Here is a 12,404-nt window from a genome sequence, read left to right as displayed (position 1 = left end):
CCCGCTGCAGGGATGTTCAACGGTACTCAAATCCTCCTGCCCCTTCCCTAATTTCAAGGAGAGGTGTCAGTGAAGGACAACGTCTGGTTCACCTATAAGGCACGTATTCGAGCCCATAAGCGCCTGGAGTGGTTGGATTTTCACTCACAGTTACTTTTGGTGTGGTACGCGATCCTTAGCGCGACACTAGGTGTACTGACAATCCGTCACAGCGGACTGCTCGGTCCCGATACTGATGTAATGGCCACCATACTCTCGGTAGCTCTGCTTGGGGTTTCTCTCGCGGTAACAAACCGCGACTTCCGCGTTAGAGCCATGCTCATGCGCAACAATTACCTAAAATTGCAGAAGCTGCACCGCGAGCTTCCAGCTGACTCCGCGCCTACTACAGAGCAAGCCAACAAATACGATGAGCTGTTGGCTGAGTCGGAAAACCATCGGGAAATCGACGACCGTATTGCACGCGTCTTCGCTCAGGGGCTAACTAGCAGAGAGCCGACAGCCTTTGAGAGCTGCTACGCTGTCCTTTGGCTCACTATGCGTTTTGTTATCACCGCCGGGCTCTACGTGCTTCCCGTAATCGTTGGGCTATACGCCTGGATTACGAAATGAGTGCGGCTCGTAGTTTTAAGAAACACTTTGCCAGAAAAAGCCTGCTCCGGATCTACGCTGAAAAGATCAAGCACTCGGGTGCGATAGGGCTTGATCGAACAAGACCTGCAAGCCTGGATAGCAGGCTGAACGATGAGCTTAACCATATCATCCAGACGGTTCAGCAAGGCCGATACCGGTTCACGGCCTACAAAGAGAAGTTGATCCTTAAAGGAGCCGACTCCTGCCCAAGGCAGATCTCCATTCCAACTGCCAGAGACAGAATCGTCCTGCGTGCTTTGTGTGAGTGTCTAGCGGACATATTCCCCAGGGCTAAGCTCACCCTGCCTCAGATAGTCATCGACTCGCTAAAAGCTGCTCTGGCTTCTGAAGATTATGTTGAGTATGCCAAGATTGATCTGAAGAGTTTCTACCCTTCCATTCCCCATGAGCTGATCAACACTGCTATAAACAAGAAGATTCGGAAACCTGAACTCAAGCGCCTCATCGGAGACGCAGTTAGTACTCCAACCGTACCCGAATCTAAAGGTAGAAAAGATACTCCTAATTCGATTATTGGAGTGCCTCAGGGCTTGGCGATTTCCAACTTGCTTGCTGAGATCGCATTGCAGGACATTGACTCAGAATTCAAGGCTCGACCAGGCATCTGGTACAAGCGTTATGTCGATGACATCCTGATTCTCGCGCCGGCGGGACAAGCCATGTCTACAGCGAGGGAGTTGATCTCGGGACTGAAAAAGCTACAGCTAAATCCTCACGACTTTGGTCCGGATTCAAAATCCAAGGTAGCGAGCCTAGTGGAGCCTTTCAGCTTTTTGGGGTATCAAATTGACGGAAGCAGTATCCTCATTCGCCGTGAGAGCATTTTGAGGTTTGAGGCATCTATCGCCAAAATATTCACTGCCTACAAGCACAAGCTCATGAGTGCTCGAGGCCGCGCCGACAGGGAGCGTGCCGAGGCGTACTGTCAGTGGAAGCTAAATCTCCGAATTACCGGATGTATCTTCGAGGGTAAACGACTTGGCTGGGTTGCTTACTTTTCGCAAATCACCACAACAGCGCAGTTACGCGCGGTTAACCACACCATTAGGAAACTGAATGATCGATTCTGCCCGAGAGGTGAGGTTCGTCCGAAATCTCTAATCAAAACCTTTTATGAGCTACAGCGTGGAACCTCAGGTAGCCACCGTTACATACCAAATTTAGACGAGCTCGATGTCGAACAAAAGCGTGAAGTCCTGGCTATATGGCTCGGCGCTGAAGCCGGAATATTATCTGACGCAGAAGTCGAACGGCGCTTTGCAATCAAAGTAAGCAAGGCTGTTCGGGAACTGGAAGAAGACATCGCCCACACATCCTGACTTGACCAGTCAACTGTGACGATGTCTCCGGGTAACTGGGAAATTGCCCCCCCATTTGACCACTGTTTGCATAGGATGTGGCCAGTCAATTGCTTTTGATCTGACCAGAAATACGTGTGGGGTGCGGAGAGAATTTCGGTATGGCTGTGTCATTCGGTACAGCCACATTGAGCAACTTGAAGATTTACCTGCTTGGCCAGGGCCTTGTGCGTGAATGATCAGCTTTCAGACCGATAGAAAAAGTCCATATCTTCTGCCCGGAAATTCCACTTTTCAGCGGTTTCCTGGGCGATTCCGGCGTTGTGTAAAACCTCATTGGCAGGTGGGAAGAGGCTCGCGTAATGGTGAGCGAAGTGCCCGATCAACATCAGGATCACCTGCAAGCTTCCCGACCCTAGCATGTACTGATCAGCGAGGTGGATAGCTTGGCCATTCTGCAATACACCAATGAAATCGCTGTGTACATGACCGCTAAGGAAGGGGTAGTAGGAGGTGAAGTAAGTCTTGTGCAGCCCAGCTTCCACGGCTAGATCGTTCCAATGCCATCCTACATCCCAACTTCCTTTGCGGAGGCGATCTTGCTGTGGGGCTGTGTATTCTTGGTAGTGCGGCGAGCCATAGATTGCTGGCCAAAGCGCCGCTGCATCCGCCTCAGCCTTCTGGCGGGCCTCCCGTGCTTCATCTGTGGTCGCAGCCATCTTGCTTCGTTTCTTCCAGCCGCAGTACTCCCACACGTTATGCCTGAACGCTCGCAACGACTCGTTGCTACCGCTGAGAAGCCACGTCATCACCAGGTAGTTTTCAAGCGCAGAGCGAGTCAGCACTGCCATCGATGAGTGATCGATGAAGCTGTAAGGCGGGATCGTCTCGTTACTAAATGGCGAGGGCTCTAGAAGCGTACGCACCGAGCACATGTGCCGAAAAAGCTTCTTGGACAAGTCATGCTGACTGAACATCCACATCGGGATATCGGCTGTCGGGTCGTGCTGCTCTGCCTGGGCCGTGATCATCTCAGCCATCAGTCCAATCAGGACGCCGAACTCCCTTTCCAGCTCTTCCGCTCGCTGGTACTGCATGCGCGTCTCCCCGGAATTCCCCTGAGCGTTTGAGTTTAGGCTGTGCATGGGCACCCGAGAAACCCAATCGACAGGGTTCGAAGGGCAAGGATCTTCACATTTACCGACTATCTGTCGACCTCAGCCACATGCCTCCCAAAGTAAACTGATTTGCTCCCTCTCAGCTGAAATCTGGAATGGTCAGATCAAATGCACACGGGCGGTCAAGTGACTGCAATTACACAGTAGCGAGAGGCCTACCGTTCCAGCACCCCTGACGATACCGTTCTAGCACCCTAGGCTACCGTTCCAGCACCCCGACGAATACCGTTCTGACGCCCCTGCAGATACCGTTCCAGCACCCTTGGAAGCGGGTGTGGATATCTGCCTTGAGACCAGTAAATACGGGCTATACAGCGGGGGACGTGCGAAGCGCTAATCTGTCTTTAATCATTTTCTAATCTTCTGCGAATACCCACGCCATCTCGTTCGCTTTGCGCTGCTAGGGCTTCATGTGACGGCACTCGAATGAGGGCGCATTCGGGGGTTGAGCCCGGCCGGACGGCGCTGCGCTTATGCTGCTTTAGCCTTGAGTCGCTCTTGTTCAGACGGTACCACCCCATTCCAGAGCAAGGAGAGCACTGCGAACCTGCCTGGCACCAATCTCCGTCTCGCAAAGCATAACTGGCGCACTGCCGCCGAGGGCCTTGTTTGGCTTTGCCATCCACTGAGCAGCCGCCGGTCTACTTTCGAATACCTTCTCGGCTAGCCGGGAGGCGGCAGCTATTCTTTCCAGGCTTCCGGATATGCCGTTTTGGATCATGCATTTCGCCCTCGTTTGGCTGGAGGTCCCTGGCGAACTGGTTCTAGTTGTACAGCCAGCGAGCAACACCCAGAACCAGCATATGCGATGGGTAGAACCAGTATGCCCATCGGCCTACGGAAGGAATTGCGAACCTAACTTTCGTTCCCTCCAGCCATAGGGCTATCAAAGGCGCACCGAGCAGTGTTCCCGCCAGTATGACTGGGTACAGCTCCCCGGTTAACGCTGCGGCCAGCACGTCCATCGATATGTTTGCCAGCAGGAAAAGTGTGGCAGGTATCAGCCAAGTCGTATGAGGTTTTCCCATCACCATCAACAGTGTGGCCGGCAGCAGGACGCCCGGCATGCCGTACATGATCCATGGTTGCAGTGCGATGCTGACGACCAAAGCAACTATCGCAAGTGCGATGCTGCTGAAGGTTCGGTGGTGGACTCCCCAGGCGACCATCAACCCAAGCAGCAGGGAGGGGAGCACATTCACCGTCGGGCTATCCACGCCGACCAGCAGGCGATGGGGCAGTTCGCTGATCAGCGCAAATACCAACAACGAAACTGCGTAGCGCTGGTTAGTCGAAGTGAACACTTCTCCTCGCTGCGAACGGCGAACATTCGCTGCGATAGCAAGGCAAAACAATGGAAATGCTAAGCGACCAGGTACCAATAATCCTGATAGCTGTGGCCATACAAATCGAAGATGGTCCAAGAGCATGGTCAGGAGAGCCAGCCACTTCACCAGATCAAGTGAATAGGATCGGGCGGGCGAGAGTGCCTCAGGGTTGTCTGGCCTCAGCAACGAGAAATCGAATGGATTGACGCCTGAGATACGGTGGTTCATCTAGCTGTCGGAGCCTACAAGGGCGGCGCTTTGCGCCGGGACGGGGAGGAGGAATGCAGGGCTACCTGTTAGGTCCGAGGCGGCAGTACAATGATAGCGCAGCCCTAATCCGCCCTCTCCCGGGAGCCCACGCAGCATGCCGGTGATGACGCTAGGTACGACCACGGCCCCGCATTGCGGGGCCGTTCTGTTTCTGGGCTGGGCTTCTCGCATCAATAGCGCACTCGGAAGGTCGGCGAGTCCTCCGGCCGAGACTCGCGCCGGTCGTAGATACGGGTGGTGCTAATGTTGGCGTGTCCTAGCCACTGCTGGACCTTGGCGATATCGGCCTCGTGCTCTAGGGCGTTGGTGGCGGCGGTGGCGCGCAGGCCATGCACACCGAGGCCGTCTACCTCGACGCCGGCCGTGCGCGCGTAGCGTCCGACCAGGGCGTAGATACCGTCGGCACTGAGGCCGGTGCCCGTGACCCGGCCGCGCAACGGCAGGAATAACGGTCGCCCCGTATCTAGGTGGTGGCCGGATACCTCTAGGTAGGCGTGAATGCGCTCCTGAACCACCGGATGCAGCGGCAGGTAGCGCAGCTTGCCGCCCTTGCCGTGCACGCGCAGGTGCTTGATACCTCGGCGCTCCTGGATGTCCTGGACGGTCAAGCGAGCGGCCTCCTCGCGTCGAAGTCCTAGGTACAACAGCACCGCCAGCACGGCGCGGTCGCGCAGCCCCTGGAGGGTGGCTGGGTCGGGAGCATCAAGGAGCGCTTTGGCCTGGTGATCGCCAAGGGCCGGCGTCTTGCCTTCGTTGCTCTCGATCCGGGGGCGCTTCACGCCCTGCACCGGGTTGCCGCCAGTGATCGCATTGCGATCCAGCAGGTAGTCGAACAGGCTGGCCAGCGCCGCCAGCTTGCGACGGATGGTGGAACCCGAAAGGCCGCGTTGTTCCAGTTGGCCGCGCCAGGCGAGGACATGAGCGCGCGTGACCGCACGGAACTGGTCCGGGGCGTGAAGGCCGAGGAAGGCGCAGAAATCCGCGATGTCTCCCTGATAGGCGCGACGGGTGCGCGGGTTGTCCAGGTTAGCGAACCACTCGGCCGCTGCCGGCACCTCGGTCAGACTCTGGAACTCGGCGGCGGTCAGGCGGCGTTCGATCAGGGCAGTGACGTCATTCATGCCGCGTACCTGGATCTTCGTTCGTACCCGAGTCTTCGTTGTTCCAATGCTCAACCAGCACGTCGACTCGATCTGGAACCTGCGGCGTTTTGCTCAGCACGAGGCAGCGAGTAGTGACTACGTACTCCTCAGATAGGTAGAGGGAGTCGCCAATCCCAACACCAAGCTGGGTAAGCAGCTCGTCAGGCAGCGGTACGACTAGATTGCCGTCTTCATCCTGCTCGATCTTCACCGTCCAGGTCATGGCCGCGCACCTCCTCGTTTCTCCATAAATTAACGATAACGTATTTTATCGGTAATTAGAGAGCACTGCCAAAATGGCAGAAAAAGCCACCTGAAGCCATTCGGGCCGGCAGTGGCAGATCAGGCCAAATTCATCGCGTGGCTTTTTCTGCCATTTCTGGCGTAAATGGTTTTTCGTGGCTTCTTGTGGCTTTCGCTGTCACCAATCGAGATATTTCTTCAGTGCGTTGTTTTTCTTACCGAGCTTAAGTAAGTTACTCGCATTAAATAACTGGCATGAGATTCTTAATGATTGTTCTTCTAGGTGGCGAGAAAGGCGGCTCTGGAAAAAGCTGCTTGGCCCAGAACTTGGCGGTATGGCTCCAGCGCAAAGGCCGTGACGTTTTGCTGCTGGATGCAGATCCTCAAGGAACGACGGTTGATTGGGCGCGAGAGCGGGAGCAAGTAGGCGTCTTACCAGCTCTGCCTGTGGTGGAGGCTCACGGAAATATTAGGCAGACACTGCTTGATCTCCAAAAGCGCTATGAGGAGATTGTCGTTGATGCCGGCGGTGCTGATTCTGAGGCGTTACGATCTGCGATGACGGTCGCGACGCACATGTTGATTCCGTTTCGCCCCAAGCGGAGAGACCTTAAAACGCTCCCTAATGTAGAAAACCTGGTGCGTTTGGCGAGGGCGGTCAATCCTGAGCTTACTGTGCGAGCGGTTATCACCCAGGCTCCAGCACTACCAAGTCAGGGGCAGCGGATACTCGATTCTAAGGATGCATGTGCGTCGTTTGGGATTCAGACCCTGCAAGCCTTCACGACGGCCAGGAATGTATACGACGACGCGGATGAAAATGGCAGCTCGGTGCTAGAGGCTGGAACCGATACTAAGGCTGTCGAGGAGATCGAGCTGATTGCCAACGGACTGTTTTTGGAGGATGTGTAATGGCCGGTCTTAAGGGGTTGAGTAAAGGGCAGCAGCCTCGCAAAGAGGAGGCGCTGGAGTCTTTTATCAGCGGCGCAAAGGTTAAGTCGAACTCTGCGGTACAGGGGGAGAGTAGAGCTGTGTTCAAGCGGGTGACTTTCTCACTCACAGATCAGATCAGTGAGGAGATCGATCGGCTTAGCTTGATCCCGAGAGGCTTCCGCGCTACTCGCTCGGATGTGGTTCGAGCAGGTGTCGCTGCCCTTTCTGCGATGAGCGAGGAGCAAGTTGTAGCGTTGCTGGAAGCTGTGCAGAGCGAATAACTTAGTGTGGTTACGTAAGTTATGATTGTTCGCGTAGGGATGTCGCATGATCCTGTTCCTTGATATCGACGGTGTGCTGCATCCTCTGATGCCGCGACGAGATCGGCCTCAGTCGGAAGCTGGCCAGCTTTCTTATTTGCCTCGATTGGCCAAAGTCCTCTCTCAGTATCCCGAGGTCCAGATCGTGATCAGCAGCACCTGGCGTGTAACCCGTACGCTTGATCAGTTACGCGTCCTTTTTCCAGAAGACCTTCAGCACCGCGTTGTGGGCGTGACCCCAGTCCTCGATGAGGCGCGATATCCAGGTGGCCGCGAGATAGAGGCGCTGGCCTGGCTGGACGCGCATGCACCAGGTGAGGAGTGGGTTGCTCTAGATGATTGTGCTCCCTGCTGGACTTCACTTTGGCGGTTGGTGATCTGCGATGACGGGTTTCGAGGGGCAGAGGAGCGTGAGTTGCGGGAAATCTTAGAAAGGTGGGGAGAGAAAAATTAAACTTACGTAAGTTGCGTAATTTGGTTAAGTTACATATGATGTTGCTGTAAGGCGAGAAGTCGCTTCCCCGGCGCACGCCGAACCCTGACTGCTAGGAGGCTCATCATGGTTGTTGCTGAATACACGCTGGATGCAGGGATCGTCATATCGCGCGAGCTGCCGATATTGGACGAGGGTGAATCGATCACGATCAGTCGCTGCCAATTCAGGGGGCAGACCTCCCTGCTGATAGAGGTCATCAGCGATGGCCACGTGGCAGACTCGGTCGTTTTTCCCGGTCTGATTAGCGGCCGAGTGCCGGTAGAATTGATCCAGGCATAGAAGGGGAGGGGGGTGATGCAGAACGCAAACAACCTGCTGGATAAGTTCGCGGAGTCAGTAATGGCTGCACCAGCCGGCGTCTCGGTGATGTGCCCCTGGAACAAGGAGGCATATGACGACGACGCGCAGGCCGCAGCCGCGACCCTAATCCGTCTGGGCGTGTTAGGGGCCACACAGGACATCAGCAGTGGAAAGATCAGGCTCTACCTGGGCCGCCAGCATGCTGGAAATCCGGCCATGCGACTGCTGAATGTATGGCTCGTGTGCATCATGGCGAGCCTCTTTCTGTACGGGCTGTACTACCTGCACGCACATGCCCATACCGGCTCTAACTGGGCGGGGCTCGTCCTGGGCATCCTCGGCGGGGCCTACTTCTGGACCCACGGCCTGGCCGCTTGGAAACATGCCTGGCTTTTCGCTTTTGGTATGGGTCGCTCCGCCCACTTCGCTGAGTTCACGAGGCTCGGCGTGAACTTCGTGTCTGGCCTAGTGGGGCTTGCGTCGGTCGCCGGTTTTGCAAGCCGTCTATTTGGTTGAGGAAGGGAGAGGGACATGAGCGAAATCATGATGATCATTGGCACTTTGCTGGCACCGGCCATTGTTGGGCTGGCACTGTCTGTGAGCACGTTTGCCGGAGGAGCCGCAGAGTGGATGCAAGCGGCTGGGGTGACGCACAAGGGCCACGCCTTGATGCGCACCCGCAACGTTCCCTTAGTAGCGCTGTGTGTTTACGCCGCCGCAGCGCTACTCGGGTACGGTGTGTATCTGGCCTACTAGCTAGGACAATGACCCTCCAGGCTGGGCCCCAGGCATCGTGGGCGTGGAGTTCGTAGCCTTCACTCCCACCGTCGACAGCGCACGCTCTCCAGCTACTTCGGTCTTGCTGAACGCGACAGCTGTCGTTTGCTTTGTCCCGGTTGTCGAGTCTTTCTCGCCCGTCACTTCTTGACCACCATTCACCCACCGCAGGCACTTCTCAAACAGTTCGTTCGGGAGGGAGAACGCACGAACAAGGATGGTGTACGCGAATGTGCAACAAAGAAGTAGAGATGCCGCTATTATCAGGGGGCTTATCCAGCTGGTAATTAAGACCCCGTGGACGTAACTAAAGAACCACCCAACTAACAAGTTGATTGGCCTGAGGGCCAGAATTATCAGCAGGAAACCTACTACACGGAAAGCTGGACCTATAAACAGGCCTATCATGAGCATGTATCCCTGCCTAGTGTGTTCAGAGCCCCACCCGTCACGCTCTGCTGCGCCATGTGCCGATAGCCAAATTGGGCTAACAATTAAGCACTCAATAAAAAATAGCATCCAAGACACCACACCGAAAAACCACAGCATCAGCGGGATTGCTGGGAGAACAACTGCAAGAGTAACACCGGCTATCATGATCGGCACTAACAGGAGCTTTATTAGATCGCCCATGCCCTTGACTGTTCCAGACGCAACCTCTGTCGCATACGTCCCCGCGCCACCTATTACAGATGCGGCACTTGAGAATATAGAGCCTACGATTGGTATACGGGATACGCCGTTCTTGACGCCCTCAAATACTCTATCAGCAGCCTTAGCGATAGCCTGTGCATTCGCCTGTGCGAAAACAATTGCTGCCCACGCAGCTTCGCTGAAGGTGGTGATCTGTGACCCGCTATTCTGCAGCGTCACTACTAAGTCCGAGTTGAGATCACCGATTACAAGCGATCTTCCAATTGCCTGTGATGCATTGACAATTAATTTTTTAAGACCATCTGCGGTTCCATCCTGGCCAGCGTTAGATATTGCTACAAGATTGGCACCCTCCATGTTTTGCAGTGGTCTTGGGATGCTATTAGCAAATTTGCTTAGCCCCCGCACACGCATGGACATCTCTATAAAGCGCTCGTCCTTGTCAAAGTCGTTATCTACTTCTGGCTGTTGATAGGAGATGCTTAGGCTTTTTGCCAGACCGTTAATCCGTTGTTGAGTAACTATGTTCTGCCAGAAGACCGTCCCGAGCGCAGGCCAGCCGCTGTCCTTCGTCTCCTCAACCCAGCTCACACCAGCGTTATCAGTAGAAATCTGATTGACCGTAGTGGCGAGAATAGATGCCATCTTGCTGTTGAACTCTCTGGTGAGCGCCACGTATCGCTCTGCCGCAGCCTGAACGGAGCCATCAGACTTAAGATAGTCGTTTTCAAACTGGCTCTGGGCCGAGGCCCCGTTTTTCTGCATGGCTGCCAATGACGTTTGGTCGCTGAGGATCAGGTCAGCAATCTCTGAAACCTCTTTTTGGGTCTCGGATATAACGGCGCGAAATTTGTCCCTAACTATTTCTGGCCCGGCGAATTGATAGCTCTTTTTGTCAGGGATGATTTCCTCTGATACAGCCTGAACTGACACTGCCCCACAATATCCGCGCCGTGGATCAGATTTCGTCGAACTCTGTGGATTTTCATTTACATCGTAGCTGTAGACAAAGGTTTTTGCAGACCAGCGATCTTCGGTTCTTGCCTGGCGTGAAATCCACTCGGTCTCCGTCACCGAGTTTACGTATTTCATGCAAACCTCAGAACCGATCCACCCCAGGATTACCTGTGAGGAGTCTTCTAGCGCAGGAGGTGTGTAGTTTCCATTTGTGTAAATGTAGTCAAGGCCTTTTCCCATTACGTAATTAGCCAGGCCGTTCGACTTCTCAGCAATCGTTATCACGCCGTACTGAATCGTCGAGTATCCGCTGCCGAGTGGAATCAGGAGGATTGTCGCGGCCGTAATTCTGATCGGAGCCCAAAAGCTCGAAACCACCTGGCCACCTGGCGTCCCTTTGTTCCCGGTCTGGATGACGAAGGTCGCCGCGCCAACGACCGCCAGGGCTGACATTATGGTAAGACCGATCAAGTTGATGCTCTTGCTGAGCACGCTAGCGAGAGAAAGGCCTGTGACTCCATTCCCGCCGGAGGCAGCAATGAACTCAATAATTTGCTGCCCGAAGTCGAGCCTGCTTACAGGCTGATTGTTCAAATCCAGCAATGGCTGCCCTTCGTTAGCATATGCGGCGAGACTGGCGAACATTAGCAGGACTATATGCAGGAATTTATTCATGACGGGCCTCGCTATTTTGGGTTGCGACGCGCCAGCTCCGCCAGAGCGTTCCAGCGTGAAATATAACTTTTGAATAGATGACTAACGCAAACTACAACTAGGAGTGCTCCATATAGCAGCCACGTAGTAATTTCCGAGAACCGCACGAGCGCACCAAGGCCGCGAGCAAGAATTATCGTAGACCAGAGTAGGATGGGGAACATTAAGAGAATCATCATAAGGTGATTTCGTGCAGAACGTCTTAATACCTCTGAATCAACGTCAGTGAACGGTTTGAATTTTTCTTGGTTTAGCTTATTTTGTACGACCTGGCGCAGAAGCCGGAAGCTTAAGCGCTCTTTACCGGCTGCTATGTTTGCCCTTATTGTTCTTGTGGCAAGGATTGTTGACGCTGATTTTCTGATAAATCCAGGCGCTGACTCACGCTTTAAGGTAGCCATTGCTTGAGCCTCCTAGCGATCTCCTATCAATAATCTGAACAGCTATAGCACTAACTGCATTGAGATATGCGCTAATAAAAATTAGCAGGACAGAGACCATCGCAGCGGGTATTGCCTGATTGATAAAAGTGCTGATCGTCAGATATGGAATTAGCGCTATCATGCCAAGCCCCATGACTGCGATAACGCTACATGCACTAGAAAACAACCGCGCCCATCGAGCCAATTTGGCAAGCGCTGCCAAGTCGTCATAATTAGCTAGCTCACGAGCATGTTCGCGCAACAGTGACTGCAGAAATTTTTCAGCGATGTATTCGAGTAGCGCCTTCACTTTAGGAACTCCCGAAGAGATTCTCGAACCGGTGATGGCTCAACCGTGACCTGAGCTTTTTTATTGCTGCCTCTCGGCCTGCCGCGTTTTTTGGTGCCGCCAGGCTGATCGCAAGTGGCTTTTTTGTAATGAGTGCGCAGAGTCCGAAGCGCCGGTTTTTTATCGTCGGAGCAGCCGTCTAGAAATCGCTGTAGCAGGACATCTAGCGGCCATCCACGATCAACCAACTGTCGGATGCGCTGCGCATTTTCGCGGGTGAATTCGAATATGCCGGCCGGTGCCAGCTTCGGCGGATCGGACCTTTCTAGCTGCTCTAGCAGTGCGCTGAGATGGTCGGCATTAAACGGCATGAATGTGCCCTCACAGATATATAACGGCAGCGATTTATACCATGCCTAATGCGAAAGC

The 12,404-nt window shown here is 54.3% G+C and carries 16 protein-coding genes; 8 read left to right on the top strand and 8 right to left on the bottom strand.

Going from position 1 to position 12,404, the window contains the following annotated elements; translation table 11 throughout:
• Window positions 1-69 precede the first annotated feature (69 nt).
• Both FIV02_RS17360 and FIV02_RS17355 read left to right on the top strand, forming a co-directional pair.
• Window positions 70-612 carry an SLATT domain-containing protein gene (locus tag FIV02_RS17360; protein WP_152489327.1) on the top strand — a complete coding sequence of 181 codons (543 nt, stop codon included), beginning with the start codon at window positions 70-72 and terminating at the stop codon, window positions 610-612.
• Entirely contained in the window at window positions 609-1,973 is a 1,365-nt protein-coding gene (locus tag FIV02_RS17355; RefSeq protein ID WP_152489326.1) for an RNA-directed DNA polymerase, read from the top strand. Before FIV02_RS17360 ends, FIV02_RS17355 begins: the two co-directional genes overlap by 4 nt.
• A 218-nt stretch (window positions 1,974-2,191) precedes the next feature.
• Here the strand turns inward: FIV02_RS17355 and FIV02_RS17350 are convergent, their stop codons facing one another.
• From FIV02_RS17350 to FIV02_RS17330, 5 genes are all read right to left on the bottom strand, one after another.
• Window positions 2,192-3,049, bottom strand: coding sequence for a DUF5677 domain-containing protein (locus tag FIV02_RS17350; protein ID WP_152489325.1), 858 nt, complete (start codon window positions 3,047-3,049; stop codon window positions 2,192-2,194).
• Between the two features lie 583 nt (window positions 3,050-3,632).
• The gene (locus FIV02_RS25120; RefSeq protein WP_306085269.1) at window positions 3,633-3,752 is read right to left on the bottom strand and encodes an MbcA/ParS/Xre antitoxin family protein; all 120 of its coding nucleotides are present in this window, start codon (window positions 3,750-3,752) and stop codon (window positions 3,633-3,635) included.
• 142 nt (window positions 3,753-3,894) lie between these two features.
• Window positions 3,895-4,686, bottom strand: coding sequence for a TraX family protein (locus tag FIV02_RS17340; protein WP_152489323.1), 792 nt, complete (start codon window positions 4,684-4,686; stop codon window positions 3,895-3,897).
• Window positions 4,687-4,898: 212 nt separating this feature from the next.
• Window positions 4,899-5,849, bottom strand: a complete 951-nt coding sequence (locus FIV02_RS17335; RefSeq protein ID WP_152489322.1) for a tyrosine-type recombinase/integrase — start codon at window positions 5,847-5,849, stop codon at window positions 4,899-4,901.
• Complete coding sequence (locus tag FIV02_RS17330; RefSeq protein WP_152489321.1) at window positions 5,842-6,093, bottom strand: AbrB/MazE/SpoVT family DNA-binding domain-containing protein; 252 nt, start codon at window positions 6,091-6,093, stop codon at window positions 5,842-5,844. Before FIV02_RS17330 ends, FIV02_RS17335 begins: the two co-directional genes overlap by 8 nt.
• A 287-nt stretch (window positions 6,094-6,380) precedes the next feature.
• On the opposite strand from FIV02_RS17330, the gene FIV02_RS17325 reads away from it, so the two are divergent.
• From FIV02_RS17325 to FIV02_RS17300, 6 genes are all read left to right on the top strand, one after another.
• Window positions 6,381-7,025, top strand: coding sequence for an AAA family ATPase (locus FIV02_RS17325; RefSeq protein ID WP_152489320.1), 645 nt, complete (start codon window positions 6,381-6,383; stop codon window positions 7,023-7,025).
• Window positions 7,025-7,327 (top strand): hypothetical protein, encoded by a 303-nt coding sequence (locus FIV02_RS17320; protein ID WP_152489319.1) that lies wholly within the window; start codon window positions 7,025-7,027, stop codon window positions 7,325-7,327. The genes FIV02_RS17325 and FIV02_RS17320 overlap by 1 nt, the downstream gene beginning before the upstream one ends.
• A gap of 46 nt (window positions 7,328-7,373) precedes the next feature.
• Window positions 7,374-7,820 (top strand): HAD domain-containing protein, encoded by a 447-nt coding sequence (locus FIV02_RS17315; RefSeq protein ID WP_152489318.1) that lies wholly within the window; start codon window positions 7,374-7,376, stop codon window positions 7,818-7,820.
• A gap of 105 nt (window positions 7,821-7,925) precedes the next feature.
• Complete coding sequence (locus FIV02_RS17310; protein ID WP_152489317.1) at window positions 7,926-8,141, top strand: hypothetical protein; 216 nt, start codon at window positions 7,926-7,928, stop codon at window positions 8,139-8,141.
• Between the two features lie 15 nt (window positions 8,142-8,156).
• On the top strand, window positions 8,157-8,678 hold the full coding sequence (locus FIV02_RS17305) for a hypothetical protein (protein ID WP_152489316.1): 522 nt from the start codon (window positions 8,157-8,159) through the stop codon (window positions 8,676-8,678).
• 15 nt (window positions 8,679-8,693) lie between these two features.
• Window positions 8,694-8,918, top strand: a complete 225-nt coding sequence (locus FIV02_RS17300) for a hypothetical protein (RefSeq protein ID WP_152489315.1) — start codon at window positions 8,694-8,696, stop codon at window positions 8,916-8,918.
• On the opposite strand, the gene FIV02_RS17295 is transcribed toward FIV02_RS17300, so the two are convergent.
• From FIV02_RS17295 to FIV02_RS17285, 3 genes are all read right to left on the bottom strand, one after another.
• Window positions 8,919-11,225 carry a DotA/TraY family protein gene (locus FIV02_RS17295; protein ID WP_152489314.1) on the bottom strand — a complete coding sequence of 769 codons (2,307 nt, stop codon included), beginning with the start codon at window positions 11,223-11,225 and terminating at the stop codon, window positions 8,919-8,921.
• A 420-nt stretch (window positions 11,226-11,645) separates the two neighbouring features.
• A complete protein-coding gene (locus FIV02_RS17290) occupies window positions 11,646-11,996 on the bottom strand; it encodes a hypothetical protein (RefSeq protein WP_152489313.1) in 351 nt (116 codons plus the stop codon).
• A complete protein-coding gene (locus FIV02_RS17285) occupies window positions 11,993-12,346 on the bottom strand; it encodes a hypothetical protein (RefSeq protein ID WP_152489312.1) in 354 nt (117 codons plus the stop codon). Before FIV02_RS17285 ends, FIV02_RS17290 begins: the two co-directional genes overlap by 4 nt.
• Window positions 12,347-12,404 lie beyond the last annotated feature (58 nt).

The sequence above is a fragment of the Pseudomonas sp. THAF187a genome (assembly GCF_009363395.1).
Lineage (GTDB): Bacteria > Pseudomonadota > Gammaproteobacteria > Pseudomonadales > Pseudomonadaceae > Aquipseudomonas > Aquipseudomonas khazarica.
Note: the sequence above shows the minus strand (reverse complement) of the source record. Positions and strands in the feature narration are given on the sequence as shown.